The organism is Pseudomonas sp. Leaf15, assembly GCF_001421425.1.
GTDB classification, from domain to species: domain Bacteria; phylum Pseudomonadota; class Gammaproteobacteria; order Pseudomonadales; family Pseudomonadaceae; genus Aquipseudomonas; species Aquipseudomonas salomonii.
In genome coordinates this window covers 1-21,792 of the sequence record NZ_LMKI01000020.1, presented here as the reverse complement: position 1 = coordinate 21,792, position 21,792 = coordinate 1, and the positions used below count along the sequence as shown (strand labels likewise).

At 59.6% G+C, this 21,792-nt stretch carries 19 protein-coding genes; 3 read left to right on the top strand and 16 right to left on the bottom strand.

The features are described from left to right. Window positions 1-5: 5 nt before the first annotated feature. The 16 genes from ASE80_RS15845 to ASE80_RS15770 form a co-directional block, all read right to left on the bottom strand. Window positions 6-1,217, bottom strand: a complete 1,212-nt coding sequence (locus ASE80_RS15845; RefSeq protein ID WP_056859764.1) for a sensor histidine kinase — start codon at window positions 1,215-1,217, stop codon at window positions 6-8. Between the two features lie 110 nt (window positions 1,218-1,327). Further along, complete coding sequence (locus ASE80_RS15840; protein WP_017134934.1) at window positions 1,328-2,803, bottom strand: sigma-54 dependent transcriptional regulator; 1,476 nt, start codon at window positions 2,801-2,803, stop codon at window positions 1,328-1,330. Between the two features lie 169 nt (window positions 2,804-2,972). After that, entirely contained in the window at window positions 2,973-3,269 is a 297-nt protein-coding gene (gene fliT / locus ASE80_RS15835; protein WP_017134933.1) for a flagellar protein FliT, read from the bottom strand. 23 nt (window positions 3,270-3,292) lie between these two features. Further along, the gene (gene fliS, locus ASE80_RS15830) at window positions 3,293-3,682 is read right to left on the bottom strand and encodes a flagellar export chaperone FliS (RefSeq protein WP_056859751.1); all 390 of its coding nucleotides are present in this window, start codon (window positions 3,680-3,682) and stop codon (window positions 3,293-3,295) included. Between the two features lie 138 nt (window positions 3,683-3,820). Then, window positions 3,821-5,221: a flagellar filament capping protein FliD gene (fliD, locus tag ASE80_RS15825; RefSeq protein WP_056859750.1), complete on the bottom strand. Its 1,401-nt coding sequence runs from the start codon at window positions 5,219-5,221 to the stop codon at window positions 3,821-3,823. A 79-nt stretch (window positions 5,222-5,300) separates the two neighbouring features. Continuing rightward, window positions 5,301-5,660, bottom strand: coding sequence for a flagellar protein FlaG (locus ASE80_RS15820; protein WP_056859749.1), 360 nt, complete (start codon window positions 5,658-5,660; stop codon window positions 5,301-5,303). A gap of 75 nt (window positions 5,661-5,735) precedes the next feature. Further along, window positions 5,736-7,169: a flagellin N-terminal helical domain-containing protein gene (locus tag ASE80_RS15815; RefSeq protein ID WP_056859748.1), complete on the bottom strand. Its 1,434-nt coding sequence runs from the start codon at window positions 7,167-7,169 to the stop codon at window positions 5,736-5,738. Window positions 7,170-7,477: 308 nt separating this feature from the next. Continuing rightward, window positions 7,478-8,407, bottom strand: a complete 930-nt coding sequence (locus ASE80_RS15810; protein WP_053257317.1) for a ketoacyl-ACP synthase III — start codon at window positions 8,405-8,407, stop codon at window positions 7,478-7,480. Window positions 8,408-8,684: 277 nt separating this feature from the next. Further along, window positions 8,685-10,268 (bottom strand): flagellar hook-associated protein 3, encoded by a 1,584-nt coding sequence (locus tag ASE80_RS15805; protein WP_056859747.1) that lies wholly within the window; start codon window positions 10,266-10,268, stop codon window positions 8,685-8,687. A gap of 14 nt (window positions 10,269-10,282) precedes the next feature. Then, on the bottom strand, window positions 10,283-12,319 hold the full coding sequence (flgK, locus tag ASE80_RS15800) for a flagellar hook-associated protein FlgK (RefSeq protein ID WP_056859746.1): 2,037 nt from the start codon (window positions 12,317-12,319) through the stop codon (window positions 10,283-10,285). Between the two features lie 10 nt (window positions 12,320-12,329). Next, entirely contained in the window at window positions 12,330-13,601 is a 1,272-nt protein-coding gene (gene flgJ, locus ASE80_RS15795) for a flagellar assembly peptidoglycan hydrolase FlgJ (RefSeq protein WP_056859745.1), read from the bottom strand. 4 nt (window positions 13,602-13,605) lie between these two features. Further along, a complete protein-coding gene (locus tag ASE80_RS15790) occupies window positions 13,606-14,694 on the bottom strand; it encodes a flagellar basal body P-ring protein FlgI (RefSeq protein ID WP_225933067.1) in 1,089 nt (362 codons plus the stop codon). A gap of 27 nt (window positions 14,695-14,721) precedes the next feature. Then, window positions 14,722-15,417 (bottom strand): flagellar basal body L-ring protein FlgH, encoded by a 696-nt coding sequence (gene flgH / locus ASE80_RS15785; RefSeq protein ID WP_056859744.1) that lies wholly within the window; start codon window positions 15,415-15,417, stop codon window positions 14,722-14,724. Between the two features lie 53 nt (window positions 15,418-15,470). Next, window positions 15,471-16,256: a flagellar basal-body rod protein FlgG gene (flgG, locus tag ASE80_RS15780; protein WP_056859743.1), complete on the bottom strand. Its 786-nt coding sequence runs from the start codon at window positions 16,254-16,256 to the stop codon at window positions 15,471-15,473. Between the two features lie 67 nt (window positions 16,257-16,323). Beyond that, window positions 16,324-17,064, bottom strand: coding sequence for a flagellar basal body rod protein FlgF (locus ASE80_RS15775; RefSeq protein ID WP_017134921.1), 741 nt, complete (start codon window positions 17,062-17,064; stop codon window positions 16,324-16,326). A gap of 306 nt (window positions 17,065-17,370) precedes the next feature. Further along, window positions 17,371-18,936 carry a sigma-54-dependent transcriptional regulator gene (locus tag ASE80_RS15770; protein ID WP_056859742.1) on the bottom strand — a complete coding sequence of 522 codons (1,566 nt, stop codon included), beginning with the start codon at window positions 18,934-18,936 and terminating at the stop codon, window positions 17,371-17,373. A 257-nt stretch (window positions 18,937-19,193) separates the two neighbouring features. On the opposite strand from ASE80_RS15770, the gene phhA reads away from it, so the two are divergent. The 3 genes from phhA to ASE80_RS15755 all read left to right on the top strand — a co-directional run bounded on the left by phhA (window position 19,194) and on the right by ASE80_RS15755 (window position 21,647). Further along, on the top strand, window positions 19,194-20,000 hold the full coding sequence (phhA, locus tag ASE80_RS15765; protein WP_017134919.1) for a phenylalanine 4-monooxygenase: 807 nt from the start codon (window positions 19,194-19,196) through the stop codon (window positions 19,998-20,000). A 97-nt stretch (window positions 20,001-20,097) separates the two neighbouring features. After that, the gene (locus ASE80_RS15760; protein WP_056859741.1) at window positions 20,098-20,454 is read left to right on the top strand and encodes a 4a-hydroxytetrahydrobiopterin dehydratase; all 357 of its coding nucleotides are present in this window, start codon (window positions 20,098-20,100) and stop codon (window positions 20,452-20,454) included. Continuing rightward, on the top strand, window positions 20,454-21,647 hold the full coding sequence (locus ASE80_RS15755) for an amino acid aminotransferase (protein ID WP_056859740.1): 1,194 nt from the start codon (window positions 20,454-20,456) through the stop codon (window positions 21,645-21,647). The genes ASE80_RS15760 and ASE80_RS15755 overlap by 1 nt, the downstream gene beginning before the upstream one ends. Window positions 21,648-21,792 lie beyond the last annotated feature (145 nt).

The following is a 21,792-nucleotide window of genomic DNA, read 5'->3' as shown; positions in this document are numbered from 1 at the left end:
TCCTTTTACTCCGCGCTTGCCGTGCTGGAAAACAGTGGCAAGGTCATCAATGCACAGGTGCCACGCCCCAACCGGGAGTGCAGTTGCAATTCTCCCTGATGCGCACGTGCCACGGCCTTGACCACGGTCAGGCCGAGGCCGGTGCCGTTGGTCTTGGTGGTAAAAAACGGTTCGCCCAGGCGTTGCAGCACACGCGGTTCGATGCCGCTGCCGCTGTCACTGATACACAGGCGCAGGGTTTGCTCGCGGGTGTACAGGTGCACCTTGAGCCGCGCTCCGAGGCCGCTGGCCTGGGTGGCGTTTTCGATCAGGTTGAGCAAGGCGCCGACCAGGGTGTCGCGGTTGCACAGCAACTCGCCCTGGTGGCTGTCGCACTGCCAGCGCACCTGGGCGTCCTGGATATGGGTGGCGGCCGCCGCTTGCAGCGACTGCATCAACAGGGCGGGCGTAACGCGGTCGGTCAGCGGCAATTCGCCGCGGGCAAACACCAGCATGTCGCGCACCTGATGCTCCAACTCATGCAGGCGCTCTTTAAGGCGGCCAGCAAAACGTTGGTGGGTGGCGGCCGGCAATTGCTCATCAGTCAAATGACTGGCGTAGATCAGCGCCGCCGACAACGGCGTGCGGATCTGATGCGCCAAAGAAGCGACCATCCGCCCCAACGACGACAAGCGCTCATGGCGCGCCAGTTGGTCTTGCAGGTGGCGGGTTTCGGTCAGGTCGTTGAGCAGCACCAGTTGGCCAGGCTCGGCGTCCAGAGAACGGGTGGCGATGGACAGGCGGCGGCCGTCCTTGAGGGAGATTTCGTGGCCGTCGTCTTCACGGGGGGCGAAGCAGCGGGCGATGACTTCGCGCCACAACTCGCCTTCCAGCGGCAGGCCGAGCATGTCGACCGCAGCCGGGTTGGCTTCACGCACGCGGCCCTGATCATCAATGACGATCACGCCACCGGGCAGCAGCGACAGCAGGTTTTGCAGACGGTTGGCCAGGCGCTCTTTCTCGGCCAGCTCTTGCATGCGCTGGGCACTGACCACCGCCAGCTCGCCTTTGAGCTCGGAAACCCGCGCCTCCAGCAAACTGTAAGAGTCAGTCAGTTGGCTCGACATCTGGCTGAACAGCGAAAACGCCTGTTCCAGGCCATGCCGGCTGAGCTGCTCGGCAGTCGGGACAGGCCCCTGAGCATCAGGGACCAAAGAGTGTTGGGCGGCGTGGGGCATCATGCTCTCTCGCTTGGCTGACCGTCAGTTAAACGGAACGTTGCGAGGGCTGTAGCAATACCCGTGCCGAAAAAAAACTACTGATATTTCAGTAGCTTAAAAAACAGGCGTCAATCATCCGCCTGTTCATCACCTTCCCGGCGGCTCATACCGTACTTGCGCATCTTCTCAACCAGGGTGGTTCGACGGATACGCAGGCGTTCGGCGGCGCGGGCAACAATGCCGTTGGCATCGTCCAGCGCCTGCTGGATCAGGCCCTGCTCGAGGCTACCGAGGTAGTCCTTCAAGTCCAGGCCTTCGGGCGGCAGCATGGCGGTGGAGCCGAAGTCCGGCGTGTGGCCGTTGATGGCCACGCGCTCTTCGAGGTCGGTGCGCAGGCTGTCGACCAGTTGCTCGTCTTCGTCGTCGACGTAGCGGAATTTCTTCGGCAGTTCGACCACGCCGATCACACCGTAGGGGTGCATGATCGCCATGCGCTCTACCAGGTTGGCCAGCTCACGTACGTTGCCCGGCCAGCCGTGGCGGCACAGGGACATGATCGCGGCGGAATTGAAGCGAATCGAACCGCGCTTTTCGTGCTCCATGCGCGAGATCAACTCGTTCATCAGCAACGGGATATCTTCCACGCGCTCGCGCAGCGGGGCCATCTCGATGGGGAATACGTTGAGGCGGTAGTACAGGTCTTCGCGGAAGCTGCCCACCTCGATCATGCTCTCGAGGTTTTTGTGCGTGGCGGCAATGATGCGCACGTCGACGCTCTGAGTCTTGTTGCTGCCCACGCGCTCGAAGGTACGTTCCTGCAATACGCGCAGCAGCTTGACCTGCATCGGCAGTGGCATGTCGCCGATTTCGTCGAGGAACAAGGTGCCGCCGTTGGCCAGCTCGAAACGCCCGGCACGGCTGGTGATCGCCCCGGTGAAGGCGCCCTTCTCGTGGCCGAACAGTTCGCTTTCGAGCAGCTCTGCCGGGATCGCCCCGCAGTTGACCGGCACGAATGGCCCGTCGCGGCGCTTGGAGTGATAGTGCAGGTTGCGGGCGACCACTTCCTTGCCGGTGCCGGATTCGCCAAGGATCAGCACGCTGGCGTCGGTGTCGGCGACTTGCTGCATCATCTGGCGCACATGCTGAATCGCTCGGCTGGTGCCGACGAGGCTGCGGAACAGGTTGGGTTCACGGTGACGGCCGCGCTCGCGGGCCTGGTCGTACATCTCGCGATAGACCTGGGCACGGTGCAGGGAATCGAGCAATTTGCTGTAGCTGGGCGGCATTTCCAGGGTTGAAAGCACGCGGCGGCGCTGGTCTTCCGGCAGGTCCACGGAAGAAATATCACCCATCAGCAACACCGGAAGGAACTCATCCCAGGTCGACAGTGTCTTTAACAGGCCCAAAATGGCGCCAGGAGCATTTACCGTCCCGATCAGCACACAAATAACTTCACGGCTCGACGACAAAGAGCTGACCGCCTGCTGCCAGTCATGGCTGCCGCAGGGCAAATTTTCTTCACCGAGAAAATTTAAAATCACCGCCAAATCGCGGCGACGGACGCTATCGTCATCAATCAGCAGAATTTTGGTTTCACGCCACATGCAATAGCAACTTCCCTAGTAAAACTTCCTGCCCCAGAGTGAGGGCAATCGAGACGCCTGTAGGACTTCTTACCTAACAGACGCCTGAAATCTGAAAACAGCACTAGTTAAGTCAAAAATACGAGCACAGTCAAATATATGACGCGCTGTTCGGATTAACTGGGCCAGTTCAGCCGAACAGATGGTAAACCTTTGACGCACTTTGCGCGCGGTTGATCTGCGACATCTCTTCGAAAATCGCCTGGCGCTCGCCGGTCGTCACCTCCAGCAACTGCTGATACACCGCCAGCAAGCTCTCCAGCTTCTCCCGCAGCGCATCCTCGTCCACCGGCGCGTTATTGAGCGCTTCGTCGATGACTGCGCGGCACCCCATGTCCAGTTCGCCGATGGCGTCCCAGTTACGTTGCGCCAATGCATCGACCAAGGCTTCGCGGGTCTCGTCAATCCGTTGCAGGGCGTGGCTCATGACATCATCCTCAGGCCAAAGGCCTACAGTGTTGCAATACCGTCCCAGCCTTCCTTGAGCGTAATCATCAGGCCGGCTACTTCGTCGATCATGCTGACATCGCTCTTGCTGTTGGCTTCCAGCAAACGCGTGGTCATGTAGGCATACAGGTTATCGAGTTGCTGCAACGCGGCCGGATCATCGGTTTTTTCCGGGTTCAGGCCGTCACGCAAGCCGATCAGGATGTCGATCGCCTTGCCCAGCAGCAAACCCTTCTGCGCGATATCACCACGAGCCATGGCGCCCTTGGCCTGCGCCATGCGGTCCAGCGCGCCTTCCATCAGCATCTGCACCAGGCGATGTGGGCTGGCTTCGGAGATCTGGGCATGGGAATTGACCTTCTGGTATTGGCGAAGGGCTCTCATGGGATTCATGTTTCTACCTCGTGACAGGCAACAGCTAAATAGGATGGGCTCTGACTAATATGTCGACGCGATGACAAAAAACTTTAACCCGGCGATCTGCTCAAGGCCGAGCCCGGCGCAGGATCACCGGGCGGCTCTCAGTGCGAATCAACTGTCCGAATTCGACTTGTTCAGCGCGTTGAGCGTGGTCATGACACTGGAGCGTTGGCTGGTGAGCTGGGCGACCAGGTTGTTCATGGTGGTGTACTTGGTGGTCAGGCTCGTTTTGAGGGCGGCCATGCGCGCGGTCAGGGTGTCCTGCTGGTTTTGCAGGTCCTTGAGGTTATTCGACAGCGTCGACGAACGCGTTGCCAGCACACCGGTGTTGCTCAGCGCATAGCTATCAGTCGCGGTTTTCATGCGCGCCAGCAGGCCACTGTCACCGTTGAAAATGCCGCCGATGTCGGTGGGGTTGGTGGCGATGGCGGCACTGAAGATCTTGTCATTGATACTCAGTTTGCCGGTGCCTGAATCAGTGTTCACACCAAATTGAGCCAGGGACTTCAACGTGCCCGACCCTCCTAGCGCATTTAGCTCGCTACGCAGCGCCTGCTGCAGGGAGCGCATGGTGGCATCGCCTGTCAGCGCGGAAGGTGTGGTCGAACCATCGGCGTTGGTGGTGACTTTAGTCTCGGTCCCGATCGCCGTCATCAAAGCGTTATAGGTGTCGACAAACCCCTTTACCGAACTCTTGAGAGTGTCGTTATTGCGCGCGATGGTGATAGTCGACGCTACCCGCTGAGCCTTAGGGTCTGTAACACCAGAAGGCAGAGGCGACACAGCAGTCAACTTAATACTTACGCCACTAATCGCGTCAGTCAGGGTATTGCTCTTGGATTCCTGAGCAGTACCGTCAATGGTGTACTGCGCGTTCAGCGGCTGGGTCACGACTGACGTCCCAACCTCAAGGCCAGAGTTACCCCCCATGGTAATGTCGGTGCCGACACCCGTATTGGTCGATGTCATGACCAGACGGGAACCAGTGGAGTCAGTCAGGATGTTGGCACTCAGGCCAATGCTGCTGTATTGCGCATTGATCGAATCACGCACCTGCTGCAACGTCGCCCCAGGCGGAACGCTGACACCATAACTCTGCCCAGACTGAGAAATCTCCAGCGTCGTTGACGTCGTACCGGTATTGACTACCGTACTCGCACCCGTCTTAAAGGTCTGGGTCGCAACTTTTGAGGCTGTCGCCAACTGATTGACCACCAACTGGTAGCTGCCTGCGGATGCACCGGCTCCCAAGGTGATAGTAGAAACGTTGGTATCGGAGGTGGTCGCAGACAAGCCGCCGATACTGGCGTCCTTGGACATGTTGTCCATGGCGCCACGGAACGCATCCAGTGCCGCTTGAATCTTGCCGATCGAGGACAGCTGGGCGGTCTGCGTCTGCGTCTGTTTGTTGATCTGCGACTGCTTGGGTGCTTGTTCAGCATTCACCAAGGCCGTAACGATCGACTCGGTATTAATCCCCGTAACCGGGCCGCTTACCGTGATATCACCCATGACACTTCTCCTGATCGGGGCTGGCGCTTTATTGACGAACGACGCCTCAAGCAGCTACAGCAACAAAATTCATGCCAGCTCAGACTTTCGCGTCAAACAACACGTTGCTGGCGTCGTGAAGGCTTTGTGCGAGTTTCAATGCAGTTTCCGACGGGATCTGACGAATGACTTCGCCACTGTCGGTTGCAATCACCTTGACCACCACCTGATGGCTGGAGTCATCGATGGAAAATTCCAGGTTGCGCTGGGCAGCCTGAACGAATTTGCGAATATCCGTAACGGCCTGTTCGAGGTCGGACGGTTTCGAGTCTTGCTGGGTTTGAACCGCGGCTACCGCAGGGTCGACCTTGTTTTTGTGCAGGTCGTTGTTTACGGGTGCAGGCGCGCTCTGCGGCGCCGCTGCTGGATAAGACAGGTTCAACTTGACGCTCATGTCCATGTCCAATCTCCTCATCACGCAAAAGACAAAAGGGCACGTAAACGCGCCCTTCCGTCAGTCATCTACCGATGGCTATTACTGAAGCAGCTTCAGTACAGCGGATGGCAGTTGGTTGGCCTGGGACAGGATCGCAGTGGAAGCCTGTTGCAGGGTTTGTTGCTTGGTCAACTGAGCAGTTTCAGCAGCGTAGTCAACGTCCTGGATCTGACCGCGAGCGGCGCTGGAGTTGTCGGCAATGCTCTGCAGGTTGGCTACGGTGTTGTCGAAACGGTTCTGAACAGCACCCAGACCAGCACGTTGGGAGTCGATGTCGGAGATCGCTTGAGTGATTACGTCGATCGAGTTCTGTGCGTTGGCGGCAGTGGTGATGTCAGTGTTGTTGACGGTGGTTTTCTGCGAGTTGGCAGTAGCGAACAGACCAGCAACGCCAGCGCCGCTCAGCGAGTAGCTGCTGGAAGAGTTCAGCGAAACCGCACCGGTGGCGATGATCGGGCCTGCATCCAGCGCAACGGCGGTGCCGAGAGCGCCTGCACCGTCTTGGGTGGCGACCTTGATACCAGCAACAGCACCGGCGTTGCCAGCATCGAAAGTCAGGTTTTCACCAGTATCGGACTTGACCGACAGCGCTTGAGTGGTCGAATCGTAGTTAACGGTGATACCCAACTTGGCAGCGTTGGACTTCAGCTGGTCAGCCAGGTCAGAAGCGCTGGTCACGCCAGTGAACTGAACTGCGGTACCGCTACCGACTTTCAGAGTGAAGTTGGCGCCGGCAGCACTTGCAGTAGTGATGGCACTGGAGTCGAGGGTGAACTGGGCAACAGTGCTCGCAGTAGCTGCAAGACCGCCGACAGCGCCGTTCATTACAGCAGCAACGTCTTTGGCAGAAGCTTTAGCAGCGATGGTCAGGTCTTTGGACTGGCCGCCACCGGTAACAGTGATCAAGCCGCCGCCATAGCCTGTAGCACTTGGAGCAACGCCAGCGGATTTGAGCTGCTGCGAACCAATGTTGTTGGCTGCAACGTTACCGATGCTCATGTCGATGGTCTGGTTGGCGTTGGCGCCGACCTGGAACGAAGTGGTACCGAAAGAACCGTCCAGCAGGTTCTTGCCACCGAAGGTGGTGGTGGTAGCGATACGGGTCAATTCAGCAGTCAGAGCAGCGTATTGAGCCTGGTTCGACTTACGGTCTTCAGCGCTTGGCGAGCCGTTGGCGGATTGCAGAGCCAGGGTACGCATGCTTTGCAGGATGTTGGTGGACTGCTGCATTGCGCCTTCAGCGGTCTGAGCAATGGAGCTACCGTCGTTGGCGTTTTTGATCGCAACGCCCAGGCCGTTGATCTGGCTGGTCAGACGGTTGGAGATTTGCAGGCCGGCCGCATCGTCTTTGGCGCTGTTGATACGCAGGCCGGAGGACAGACGCTGCATGGAGGTTTGCAGGGCGCCGGAAGCCTTGTTCAGGTTGTTCTGAACGGTCAACGAAGCAAGGTTGGTGTTTACTGTTAAAGCCATGACGAAATCCTCGTGGGTGGTGTACTGCGGCTTCCGGCCCTGGCAACCGCCGGGTGTGGCCTAGAGAACCTTCGTAATAGTTATCGTCGTGAAAGCAGGTTGCTTGAGGACTTTTTTGATTTTTTTTACTAGCACGGGGCCACCCTTTGTAATTCAAGGGCTTAAAGCGGCTGAAAAGTCCTGAATTCATGGGCCGCTGACATCTTGGGGCTGCTGCGCAGCCCAACGCGGGGCAAGCCCGCTCGCCACAATAAAAAACGCCCAGGCTTTTTGAACCCGGGCGTTTTTGTGTGCAGCCTATTAGAGCGTTACGGGCGATAGAGAATCGCCGAGCCCCACGACAGGCCAACGCCGAAACCGCTGATGGCAACCCGCTTCCAATCGCCGTCGATCATGTGCTTTTCCAGCAGCAGCGGAATACTCGAGGACACGGTGTTGCCGGTCTCGACCATGTCCTTGATGAATTTCTCCACGGGCGCATCTTCGAAACGCCGCGCGACCGCGTCAACAATCGCCGCACTGCCCTGGTGGATGCAGAATGCGTCGATTTCGTCAGCTTTGAGGTCCGACTCATTGAGCAGCTCGTGCAAATGTGCCGGCACCTTGAGCAACGCGAAGTTGAACACCTGGCGGCCGTTCATGAAAAACACGCCGTCGCTGACCTTAAGGTGCGGCGCGCCGGAACCGTCGGTGCCGAACTTGGACTTGCCCAGCAACCACGGCGCGTCTTCACCCATCCAGGTGGCGGTGGCGGCATCGCCGAACAGCATGGTGGTGTTGCGGTCTTCCGGGTCGACGATCTTCGAATACGGGTCGGCGGTGATCAACAGGCCATTTTTCAGGCCGGTGGCTTCCATGAAGCCCTTCATCGCATAGATGCCGTAGACGTAGCCCGAGCAGCCCAGGGAAATATCAAACGCTGCCACGTGGGTGGGCAGGCCCAGCTTGTCCTGGACGATGGCGGCGGTGTGGGGCAAACCCTCTTCGTCGCCGTTTTGCGTCACAACGATCAGCGCGTCGATGGATTCGCGCTTCAAATCCGGGTTGGCCGCAAACAAGGCGTTGACTGCCTCGACACACAGATCAGAAGTTTCCTGCGCAGCATCCTTGCGCGGCAGGAACGCCGAACCGATCTTGCCGATGATGAAATCTTCATCCTTGGCGAATTTGGCGCCCTGGGCGTAGTTATCAACCCCGTCTGCCGGCACGTAACTGGCGATGCTTTTTATGCCAATCATTGTGGCTTCCCAATACTAAATAGCTGGATAACACCCCTCGGGCTTGGCCGGGAGCGCTGACAATAAAGGGGATAACCCCATGAAAATATCGCTGAAAGCCGCCGCGTAAAGACTCGCAAGCGACTTATCCTTTTCACACGATACAGTGAAGATGCGCTTTATGACTCACAGGTCACTCAATTTTGTGCGCTTTGTGCAAAACCCTGCAACATTCCTGGCAGCAGAAACGACAACGGCCCACCCTGTTTCCAGGCTGGGCCGTTTGTATTACCGCCGATTACATGCGGCTGAACAGGCTCAACTGGGAGATTTTTACGAAGGCCAGTTGCGAGGCTTGCAGCATGGTCTGCTGCAAGGTCAGGTCAATGGCAGCCTGGCCCATATCGACGTTGGCCAGCGATGACATGGTCGAGGTATTGGCCAGGCCCAGGCTGGTGTTTTCCTGGCCTTGAATATCCAGGGCGTTCTGGCGTGCGCCAATCGAACCGCGCACCTGATCGATCTGCGCCGAAGCGTTGGTCAGGTTGCCGATGCTGGTGTTGAGCACATCCTTGAGCTTGTTCATGGCCACCGGGTCGCCATCGGCCGGGGCTTCCAGCGCCTTGCGCAGTTGGCCCAAGGTATCCAGGGCGTTCATGTTCTTGTTGCTGGTGGCGCCGAGGGAAAACTGATCACCGGCACCCGGCGTACCGCTCACATCAAAGGTTACACCAGCCGCCGTGATCGACGTCGCACCGGTGGCCATGGTGCCAGTGGCAATCGACTTGCTGTTGGCGCTGTAGGGCTGGGCATAGACCTCATAGGCATTGCCGCTGGTGAACTTGATCACCGCCCCGGAGTTCGGGAAAGTACTGGCGTAGGCGGCCTGATCCGTGACGCGGCCACCGGTTAACTGCGCGGTGGACGGATTGCTCGCCGTACGCGAACTGCTGAATGTGTCTGGCTTGCTTTCCAGCGTGAACGCCTTGCCCGCCACCAGCGCGTCCGAGGCCGGACCCGAGGCAACATCAGCCCCCAGATTAAGCTTAATGTCGAACTTGACGCCGCGCAGGTTGACACTCGAAGCGCCTTCCTTGGTGGAGTCAAACGTGCCGTTACCGGTGATCTCGGAGGTCACGTCGTTACCGTCCTTGTCGCTCACGCTGTATTGAGTGCTGCTGGAGAAGGTCAGCTTATACGGCTGTCCATCGGCAAAACTCTTGGTGTACGCCGTGCCGGAAGTGACCAGGCCTGCCGAAATCGAGACTTTGCCGTCATTGACCGCTGGCGGCAGAATCGAGGTTTGCGTGCGACCAGTGTTGGATGAGCTTTCCAGCAGAGTCTTGCCGGTATCGCCCATAGCGACCGTCAGGCTGCTCGACACTTGCAGGCTCAGCGGCGTTTCATCGCCCTGGTAGGTGTAGGTTCCATCGTTGTTGCGACTGTAAGGCGGTGTATCGGTCTTGGCCCCAGAGAACATGTAGTTGCCGCTGGCGTCCTTGGTATTGAGCAGGCCCAACACCTGGTCTTCAAGCGCGCCGACCTGGGCCGCGAGCGCCTTGCGGTCATCATTGCTGAGCTTGAGGTTACCCGCCTGCAACGCCAGGCCCTGCGCGGCGCCCAATGCGGTATCAATGCTCCCCAACACGCTTTCTTCATTATTCAGCGAGTTCTGCAAGGTCGTGATGTTGCCGTTGTACTGCCCCAGCATGTCTTTCTGCTGCTGCAACATCAGCAATTGGGCGGCAGCCACCGGGTCATCGGACGCGGTTTGCACACGCACGCCGGAACTCGCCTGGTCCTGGGCCTTCACCACACCCGAATAGTTGTCCTGATACTTGCTGGAGCTGGTGTCGAAATACTGCTGTGTAGAGATACGCATCGTTCCAGACTCCTTTAAAGGGCGTTGATCAGTGTGCTGAAGGTTTCCTGCGCGGCCTTGATGATCTGCGACGACGCGGTGTAGTACTGCTGGAACTTGATCATGTCGCCCGCTTCCTCGTCCAGGTTGACCTGGGACACTGAGTTGCTGGCCGCCTTGTTCGCCGCCAGCAAGGCGCCGGTGGCGGTGCTGTCGGTGTTGGCCTGGGCGGCCTTGGAGCCGACTTGGGAGACCAACCGGCTGTTGGCGCTGACCAGGCTGACGCCCGCGTTGCCGTCCACTGCACCCACCGTTGCCTTGGTCTGCAAACCCAGCAGTTCCTGGGCATTACGACCATCGGAGGTGGCGCCACTGTTGAACGAAAAGGTGGTGCTGTCGCCATTGGCCGGCGAACCGGACACGGTGGTGTCAAAGCTGAAGCTTTTGCCGGGGATCAACGCACCGCTGGCGTCACGCATCGGCACGTTCACACTGACCTTGTTGCCCTGGCCCGGAATGATGGTGCCGGTGCCGATGGGGTTGCCCTGGGCATCACTGATCGCATAGGACTGGGTGCCGTCCGCCGCCGGCTTGCCGAATACCATTTTTACCGGCATCGAGTTTTCGATTCCGGTGCGCAACTGCGCAGTGGCGGCGCCGCCGTCGATATCGATCGGCACGGTCAAGGTCGGCTGGGTGAACGCGCCGGTGCCGGTATTGGTCTTGCTGGCATTGCCGGCCAAGGGCGCGGCGAACGCGAGTTTGTTCGGGTCTTTGAGGTCGACACTGATGCCGCTGGCGCCATTGGCCGTCGGGCTGACCTTGAAGCTGTCACCGGCCGCCACTGGCCCCTTGCCGTTCAAGGCCAGGGTGAAGCCGTCAATCACCGGCGGTGGCGTGGTGGTGGTGTCGAACGAGCCCATGGCTTTGCCGTCGGAGCGCACCACGTTGTATTGATTGCCGCTGGTGAAGGTCACCTTGTAGTCGAAGGTCGACAGCTTGCTGCTGTCGGCAATCGTCACGTTCAGGTTGCCCGAACCTGCGCTGTTACCGGCGGCCGCCTGGCTGCGCTGGGAAATCGCCGCAGCGCTGTTGATGTCGCCAAACAACGAGGAGCCGAAATCGCTGTTCAGGTCCAGGCCCTGGCCCAACTGGCTGTTTACGCTGTCGGCGGTGGCAATGGCGATGCGTCCCAGGTCGTTGATGGCCGGCATCAGCGCATCACTGCGATAACGCAACAGGCCGCCAATGCTGCCGCCACTGACCACATTGCCGATGTCCATCGGCGTGTCGCCCATGTTCAACTGAATGGTGTACTGGCTGTTGTCGTTCTTGCTCGGCACCGCCGAAATGGTATTGGCAACGCTGCCTTCTACCAGCGATTGGCCGGTGCCGGTGGTGATGCTGAACTGGCCGTTCTTCTCGGTGGCCGTCACGCCGATCAGCTCATTGAGCGAACGCACCGCCTCATTGCGCGCATCCAGCAGGTTGGCCGGCGCACTGGTCGAAGAACCCTGTGCCGTGGCAATTTGGCTGTTGAGCGAGGCAATCGACGAGGTCAGCTTGTTGACCTGGTCACTCATGGTCTGCAGCTGACCGTTGATGCTTTCTTTCTGCTGGGTCAACTGCGTGGAAATCGCGTTGAAGCGATTGCTCAGTGTCTGGGCGTTGGTGATCAGCAACTGCCGCGCGGATACGTCGCTGGGCGTGGCCGCGGCGTTCTGCAAAGAGGCAAAAAACGCGCTGAGCACGGCCGACATCCCCGTGGACTTGTCCGACAGGGTCTTGTCGATGGCGGCGGCCTGGCCCGCGTAGGCGTTGGCATCGCTATTAAGGGCGGTGCTGCTCTGGTAGGCCGCGCCCAAGAAGTCGTTATAAATGCGGCGCACATCCGCTAGCGTTGTGCCACTGCCGATAAACACGCCGCCATACTGGTTGCTGGCGCTGGCGTTCTGGGTGGTCTGCTGACGCGAGTATCCCGGGGTATTGACGTTGGCAATGTTGTTACTCAAGACCGACAACGAGCCTTGAGAGGCATTGAGTCCTGACATCCCGATACTGAGCAAACTCATGGTTCAGACCTTATAAATGTGTGGTTGCGCCAGCGGCAGCGAAGTTCTGGTAACTGTTCATCGTTTTGGCGATCTGCGAAATCTTGCTGGCGTAGTCCGGGTCGGTTGCATATCCGGCTTTTTGCAACTCGCGTACAAACTGTTCCGGGTTGTCGGCTGATTTCACAACTTCTTTATAGCGATCATTGCTTTGCAGCAATGTCACGAGGTCGTGGAAGCTGTCCTGGTAGGAGTTATAGGAACGAAATTGCGCCGTTTCCTTGACCATCGCCCCTGCACGAAACTCGCTGGTGATTGCACGCGCCTGGCCGCCCTGCCAACTCTGCCCGGCCTTGATGCCGAACAGGTTGTGGCTGCTGCTGCCGTCCTCGGCGCGCATCACCGATTTACCCCAACCGGTTTCCAACGCGGCCTGGGCCACCAGGTACTTGGGATCGACCCCGATGCGAGCTGCGGCCGCCTTGGCCATCGGCAGCATGGTGGCGACAAATTCGTCCTGCGAGCTGAAGGCTTTTTTCGCCGGCGCCAGCGGTGGCTGGGCAATCGCGCGGCCATAAACCTGCATGCGTCCGCTTGGCACGGCAAAGTTGCGCGCGGCGCTGTTAACCACGTTATCGGTGGCGGCGCTGTTACGCAGTGGCGCACTCGCGGCCTGCGTGGCGGGCTGAGTGCTCGGCACAATGCCGGCCAGCAGGCGATCGGTCAGTTTGCTCGGCAACGCCATGCGACGCTGGTTCATCAGCTCCATGTCGTTGGTGTGTGCGCTGGTACCTTGCGGCTCCGCAACGCGGTAAGCCCACAACGGCCGCTGGCCATTGGAGCGCCCCAACGGCCCATTTGCCTGGGTGCCGGCGGCAATTTCGGTCGGCACATCGACCTTCCTGGCCTTGACCGGCTCGGCCGCCGCCGGGCCTTGCAAGGTCGACGACTGCGCCTCAACCGGCTTGTTCTTCTGCATCTGGCGCATCAGCACGTCAGCCAAACCGATACCACCGCCTTCACGGGACATCGAGACTGCCAACTGCTGGTCATACATTTCCTGGTACTGCTTGGCAGCCGGGGTGTTCAGTGGGTTGTCCTTGCCCAGCGCTTCGGTGGCCGAACGCATGGACTTGAGCATCTCGCTCAGGAACAGCGACTCGAACTCCTGCGCGACTTTGCGCATGTTGCCTTCGCTGTTCTTGTCGGCGCCGACCTTGAGCTGGTTCAGCCGGTTGAGGTCGGAATAAGACCCCGAATCCGCCGTGCTGGTGAACCCGCTTTTGTGCATATCCATGGCCATGGCCTTAGATCACGATCAGGTCGGCTTGCAAGGCGCCGGCCTGTTTCAAAGCTTCGAGAATCGCCATCAAGTCGCCAGGCGCTGCGCCCACCTGGTTCACCGCGCGGACAATCTCGTCCAGGGTGGTGCCGGGGCCGAATTTGAACATCGGCTTGGCTTCTTGCTGGGCATTGACCCGCGAGCGCGGTACCACTGCCGTCTGGCCATTGGACAGCGGCCCAGGCTGGCTGACGATCGGGTCTTCGGTGATGGTCACGGTCAGGCTGCCGTGGGTGACTGCTGCCGGCGAGACCTTGACGTTCTGGCCGATCACGATGGTGCCGGTGCGCGAGTTGATGATGACTTTGGCCACCGCCTGGCCCGGGTCGACCTCAAGGTTTTCCAGGATCGACAGGTAGTCGACGCGCTGGCTTGGGTCGAGCGGCGCCGTCACACGGATCGAGCCGCCGTCGATGGCCTGAGCCACGCCAGGGCCGAGCATGTCGTTGATCTTGTCGACCACACGCTTGGCGGTGGTGAAGTCCGAACGGTTGAGGTTCAAAGTCAGGCTGTTGCCCTGGTTGAAACCGCTGGGCACGGTGCGCTCAACGGTGGCGCCACCGGGAATGCGACCGGCCGATGGCACGTTAACGGTGATTTTCGAGCCGTCACGGCCCTCGGCGTCAAAACCGCCGACCACCAGGTTGCCCTGGGCGATGGCGTAGACGTTGCCATCGATACCTTTGAGCGGCGTCATCAGCAAGGTGCCGCCACGCAGGCTTTTCGAGTTACCGATGGACGACACGGTGATGTCCACCACCTGGCCCGGCTTGGAGAACGCCGGCAAGTCGGCACTGATCGACACGGCCGCGACGTTCTTGAGCTGCACGTTGCCCGACCCAGGCGGCACCTTGATGCCGAACTGCGAGAGCATGTTGTTGAAGGTTTGCAGGGTGAACGGGGTCTGGGTGGTCTGGTCACCCGTACCGTTAAGCCCCACTACCAGTCCGTAGCCGATCAATTGGTTGGAGCGCACGCCGGAAATGCTGGCGATGTCTTTCAACCGCTCGGCGTGTGCCCCTGCGCTCAAGGCCAGCAATAACGCGGCAGCCATCAGCTGTTTGAGGTTCAAAATGGCCACCTAGAAAGGGAACAGCGGGCTAAGGAAGAAACGGTCGAACCAGCCCGGCTGACTCGCATCAGCAAACGAACCCGTACCCGAGTAGGTAATGCGTGCATCGGCAATGCGCGTCGACGGCACGGTGTTGTCGGTGGAAATATCATCGGCACGCACCATGCCCGCGATACGCACCAGCTCGTCGCCGGTGTTGAGGGTCATCCACTTTTCACCGCGCACGGCGATGATGCCGTTGGGCAACACATCCGCCACCGTCACGGTGATCGAACCGGTCAGGCTGTTGCCCTGCCCTGCCGCGCTCTTGCCGTTGGTAGCACGATCACCGCTGTAACCGGCATTGAGGCTCAGGTCGCCATCGCCCAAAGGGTTATTGGTGGTCAGGCCGCCACCAAACAGCGAAGTCAGGCCGATGCCGGTCTTGCTGGTCTTGCCGATCTGCGAGTTGGCGTTTTTGCTGGCCTGGGTCTTCTCGTTCAGTGTGATGGTGATGATGTCACCCACCCGGAAGGCCTTGCGGTCGCTGTACAGGTTCTGTTCGAAACCGGCCTGGTAGATCGAGCCATTGTTGGCAGCCGCCGGCAACGGCGTGCGTGGCAGCACCGGCGCGTAGTACGGGTCATTGGGTTTTGGCGACGGGGCGACACAGCCCGCGAGCACAGCGATCCCACTCAATGCCAGAACAGAAACATAGCGATTCATGACCCTTACCTCACGGTGTTGCAGACGCCGCAAAAGGCGCCCCATAGACTTGATTACAGATTCTGCGTTACGAACGAAAGCATCTGGTCGGCGGTGGAAATCACCTTGGAGTTCATCTCGTAGGCGCGCTGGGTGGTGATCATATTGACCATCTCCTCAACCGTGCTGACGTTGGAGGTTTCCAGGGTTTGTTGCAGGGTGGTACCGAAGCCGTTGAGACCTGGGGTGCCGATTTGCGGCGCGCCGCTGGAGGCGGTTTCCAGGAACAGGTTGTTACCCATTGCCTGCAAGCCGGCCGGGTTGATGAAGTCCGCGGTTTGCAGGTTGCCGATCACTTGCGACGCCGGGTTACCGGCCACGGTGATGGACACGGTGCCGTCGGTGCCGACGGTAAAGGTCTTGGCATCGGCCGGTACTACAACGGCCGGTTCCAGCGCGAAGCCGTTGGCGGTGACGATCTGGCCATTGGAGTCGAGGTGGAAAGTACCGTCACGGGTGTAGGAAGTGGTGCCATCGGGCTGCAGGATCTGGAAGAAACCCCGGCCGTTGATGGCCATGTCCAGCGGCTGGTTGGTTTGCTGCAGGTTACCGGCGCTGAAGTTCTTCTGGGTGCCGACGATCTGCACACCAGTACCCAGTTGCAGGCCCGACGGCAGTTCGCTGTCCTGGGTCGACTGGGCGCCTGGCTGGCGCTTGATCTGATAGAGCAAGTCCTGGAACTCGGCGCGGTCACGTTTGAAACCCGTGGTCGACACGTTCGCCAAGTTGTTGGAAATGGTGGTCAGGTTGGTGTCCTGCGCGGCCAAACCTGTTTTGGCAACCCATAGAGCCGGAAGCATAGTGTTCTCCTTCGTGCGCCTGTTTGTTGGCGCTGTGCTGCAAAATTAGTCTTCAGTGAACCGGCAATCAGCTCATCGACAGAACGCGAGTCATGGCCTGGTCGTCTTCTTTGGCGCTGTTCATCATCTTGATGTGCAGCTCGAACTGCTTGGAGAGCGACAGTACGGCGGTCATTTCTTCCACCGCATTGACGTTGCTCGCCTGCAGGAAACCCGAGGTCAGCCGCACGTTCGCGTCAGCCTGGGCCGGTTTGCCATCCTTGGTATGGATGGCGCCATCCAGGCCCTTGGTCATGTTCTTGAGGTCGGGCTGGACCAGCTTGATGCGGTCCACTTCAGCCATCACGCGTGGGCCTTCGCCCATGGCGCGGATGCTGATGGTGCCGTCGGCGCCCACTTCGATTTTCTGCTCGGGCGGCACGGCAATCGGGCCACCGTTGCCCATCACCGGCATGCCGTTGCCGGCACGCAACACACCCAGCGCATCCACATTCATACTGGCGCTGCGCACGTAGGCTTCGCCGCCGTCCGGGGTTTGCACGGCCATCCAACCGTCACCGCTGACCGCCACATCGAGGTCACGACCGGTTTCAATCATGGCGCCCTGGGAGAAGTCGGTGCCCGGCCGTTCGGTCATGGCAAATGCCCGCGCCGGAAAGCTGTCACCGAACACCGGCATCGAACGCGCCTGCTCCAGGTCCCGTTGAAAACCGTTGGTGGAAATGTTCGCCAGATTGTTGGCATGGGCCTTTTGCGCCAGTGCATTCTGGCTGGCGCCGGTCATTGCCACATAAAGGTACTTGTCCACGCTCTATCCTCTTTCTGACGGACGCTTGCCGCCCACCGTTGCTCTGATGAGGCTTAAGCAATTTGCGAACCAACTTTTGAAAATAGATTGAAGTCCATATGCGGCGGGGGTTTGCGGGCAGGCTTAGAGATTAGGTGGCAGGGACAGAGTCGAAAAAACGGCGGACTACTGCCGCCTGCGGCAAGCTCCGGTCTTAAGGACGACAAAGATCAACTGTGGGAGCTGGCTTGCCTGCGATAGCGTTGGGTCAGTTGGCCCATTTATCACTGACACACCGCTATCGCAGGCAAGCCAGCTCCCACAGGTTTAACCGCGCTCGGTCTTGAGGATTTCGTAATCGCGCAACTTATTGGCAATGGTGGTGTGCGATACGCCCAGGCGCTTACCCAGCTGCCGACTGCTCGGGTGCTCGGCGTACAAAGCCTCCAGCACCGCCTTTTCAAACCGCCCCACGATGTTCTCCAACCCGCCTTCCAGGGAAAAATCCCCAAGCGGCTGGCGCACCCCATAATCGGGCAGGCGAATATGCTCAGCCTTGACCATGCCGCCGTCGCACAACGACACCGCCTGAAACAACACGTTTTCCAACTGCCGCACATTGCCCGGCCAGTGGTAGTGACTGAGCCGGTCCATGGCCGCCGGTGCCAGCTTGGGCAGCGGGCAACCAATCTGTCGGCTGGCCTGGTCAAGAAAATGCTCAACCAACGGCGCCAGGCCATCCAGGCACTCACGCAGCGGCGGGATATGCAGCGACAGCACGTTGAGCCGGTGATACAGGTCCTGGCGGAATTCGCCACGGGCGCAGAGTTCCGACAGGTCCACCTGGGTGGCGCAGATCACCCGCACATCGAGGTACACCTCTTCATCACTGCCCACCCGGCGAAAGCAGCCGTCCTGCAAAAAGCGCAGCAATTTCACCTGCAAGCGTGCGCTCATTTCTCCCACGCCATCGAGAAACAACGTACCGCCCGCCGTCAGTTCCAGCAGGCCCAACTTGCCTTCGGCCCGCGCCCCTTCAAATGCGCCGGGGCCATAGCCGAACAGCTCGGTCTCGGCCATCGACTCCGGCAGGCCCGCGCAATTGAGCGCCATCAAGGGTGATTGCCCGCGCGGGCTGGCCAAGTGGCAAGCGCGTGCCAGCAACTCTTTGCCGGTGCCGGTTTCACCTTCTATTAATAGCGGCGCATCCAGCGGTGCCATGCGCCGGGCTTCGCGCACTACCGCAGCCATGACCCTGGAGCTTTGGAAGATACTGTCGAAGCCGCGCAGCTCTTGCTTACGCACATTGTAGATACGCTCGCCCACACGGTCGGCACGGTGCAGGGTCAGTACGGCACCGGCCATGGCCTCGCTGTCGTCGTGCTCGGAAGACTGCAGCGGCGCGATGTCCGCCAAAAACACGTCACCCTTGACCTTGACCCGCAAGCCGTTGATGCGCGATTTGCTCGCACGCACCAACTCCGGCAGGTCGAAATCTTCGGCATAGCGCGACAGCGGAATGCCCGGCACCTCGTCCACCCGCACCCCGAGCAACTGCGCCGCCGCGCGGTTGGCGGCGACGATGGAGCCACCCATATCAATCGACAACACCGGAAACTCCAGGGCGCCGAGCAGCGCATTGAGCTCCATATGCCGACGCTCGCTGGGCATCAGCCCTACCCTTTTAACGCCAAATACCCCGGCAATTGCTTCGAATTGCGGGCGCAGCGCCTGGAACTGCATGTTCACAAGGTTTGGGCAAAACAGGTAAATGGCGTTGCCATGCTCACCGCCCACCTCGCCTTTGGCGACGTTGACGCCGTACTCCACCAGCAGGTTGAGAATGTCCCGCAGGATGCCGATACGGTTCTGGCAGTGCACTTTAATACGCATGAAAAAGCCCAAAAGGTGGGAAAGCGCCGGGTCTTTTTGCCGCTGGGCGCAGATAGTCGTCAAGATTATGTGACAGCTTGTGACCTTTTCCCAGCCCAAGACAACGACAAGTCGGCATACCGTAACGAAAACTTTACGAATAACGGTAACTTTTCCTACGAGTAAGCGCCGGAGCCCGATGGAATCCGGCACTTTCCGCGTTATCAATAGGCTCATCGCAGGACATAACAAGAACGAATGCCTAGCAGGAGAGCCGTATGAAGCAGACGCACTACGTGGCCCGCGAGCCCGATGCGCAAGGTTTTATCCACTACCCGCCGGAAGAACACGCGGTGTGGAACACCCTGATCACGCGCCAATTGAAAGTGATCGAGGGGCGCGCCTGCCAGGAATACCTGGACGGCATCGACAAGCTCGGCCTGCCCCTGGACCGCATCCCGCAACTGGGTGAGATCAACAAGGTGTTGGCCGAAACCACCGGCTGGCAAGTTGCCCGCGTCCCCGCACTGATCCCTTTCCAGACCTTCTTCGAATTGCTCGCCAGCAAACAATTTCCGGTGGCGACCTTTATTCGCACCCGCGAAGAACTGGACTACTTGCAAGAGCCGGATATTTTCCACGAGATCTTTGGCCACTGCCCGCTGCTGACCAACCCATGGTTTGCCGAATTCACCCACACTTACGGCAAACTCGGCCTGGCGGCCACCAAAGAACAACGCGTGTACCTGGCGCGCCTGTACTGGATGACCATCGAATTCGGCCTGGTGGACACCCCGCAAGGCCGGCGCATCTACGGTGGCGGCATCTTGTCGTCGCCTAAAGAAAGCGTGTATTGCCTGTCGGATGAACCTGAACACCAGGCCTTCGACCCGCTGGAAGCAATGCGTACGCCGTATCGCATCGACATCCTGCAACCGCTGTACTTCGTACTGCCCGAGCTTAAGCGCCTGTTTGAAGTGGCGCAGGAAGACATCATGGGCATGGTCGAGCGCGGTATGCAGCTGGGTCTGCATGCGCCGCTGTTCACGCCAAAGGCAGTCCCGCCCAAACCCGAAGCTGCTTGAACCTTACATTTTGAGGCCAGGTGAATCTGTTCCCTGGCCGCGCGTTGCTTTAGGGTAACGCCCACTGATCTCAATCATTCGAATTCAGGACACCTCCATGACCACCTTGAACCAAGCCCATTGCGAAGCCTGCCGCGCCGATGCCCCACAAGTCAGCGACGAAGAGCTGCCGGTACTGATCAAGCAGATCCCCGACTGGAACATCGAAGTGCGCGACGGCGTGATGCAGCTGGAAAAGCTTTTCCTGTTCAAGAACTTCAAATTCGCTCTGGCCTTTACCAACGCCATGGGTGAAATCTCCGAAGCCGAAGGCCATCACCCAGGCCTTTTGACCGAGTGGGGCAAAGTCACCGTGACCTGGTGGAGCCACTCGATCAAAGGCTTGCACCGCAACGACTTCATCATGGCTGCGCGCACCGACGAAGTGGCCAAGGACGCCGAGGGCCGCAAGTAATGCATTTTGATGCCATTGGCCGCGTGCCCGGCGACCCGATCCTCGGGCTGATGGACCTGTATGCCCAGGACACCAACCCGAACAAGTTCGACCTGGGCGTGGGCGTCTACAAGGACGACCAGGGCCTGACGCCGATTCCGCACTCGGTAAAACTGGCCGAGCAACGCCTGGTGGACACGCAAACCACCAAGACCTACATCGGTGGCCACGGTAATGCGGCCTTCGGTTCGCTGATCAGCGAATTGGTACTGGGCGCCGATTCAGCGCTGATTCGCGAGCGTCGCGCCGGTGCCACGCAAACCCCTGGCGGCACCGGCGCGCTGCGCCTGAGTGCCGATTTTATCGCGCAAAACCTGCCCGGCCGTGGCGTTTGGCTGAGCAACCCGACCTGGCCGATCCACGAAACCATCTTCGCCAAGGCCGGGCTCAAGGTCAGCCATTACCCGTATGTGGGCGCGGATAACCGCCTGGACGTGGGCGCGATGCTCGCAACGCTTGCCACCGTGCCCAAGGGCGACGTGGTGTTGTTGCATGCCTGCTGCCATAACCCGACCGGTTTTGACTTGTCCCAGGACGACTGGCGCCAGGTATTGCACATCGTGCGCGAACGGCAGTTGCTGCCACTGATCGACTTCGCCTACCAGGGCTTTGGCGACGGCCTGGAGCAAGATGCCTGGGCGGTGCGGTTGTTTGCCGCCGAACTGCCGGAAGTGCTGGTCACCAGTTCCTGCTCGAAGAACTTCGGCCTGTACAGCGACCGTGTCGGCGCGCTGATCGTGTGCGCGGCAGACGCCGAGAAGCTCACGGACGTGCGCAGCCAACTGGCGAATATCGCGCGCAACCTGTGGTCGACGCCGCCGGATCATGGCGCCGCCGTGGTAGCGACCATCCTGGGCGACGCCGAGCTGAAAAAGCGCTGGAGCGATGAAGTTGAGGCCATGCGTTCGCGCATTGCACAACTGCGCTCAGGGCTGGTGGAAGCGCTGGCGCCCCATGGGCTGGCCGAAAAGTTTGCGCATATTGGTGCGCAGCGTGGGATGTTTTCCTATACCGGTTTGAGTGCTGAGCAGGTCAAGCAACTGCGCGAGAAGCACAGCGTGTATATGGTCAGTTCGGGGCGGGCGAATGTGGCCGGCATTGATGCCACGCGTCTGACATTACTGGCCGAGGCTATCGCCGACGTCTCGAAATAACTGAAGAAATCCAATCAAATTGTGGGAGCTGGCTTGCCTGCGATTACCATAGGTATCTACACAACCGGTTAACACGGAGTCTGTTGCAAGTGGGCTGTTGTGGCGAGCAGGCTTGCCCTGCGTTGGGCTGCGAAGCGGCCCCAGT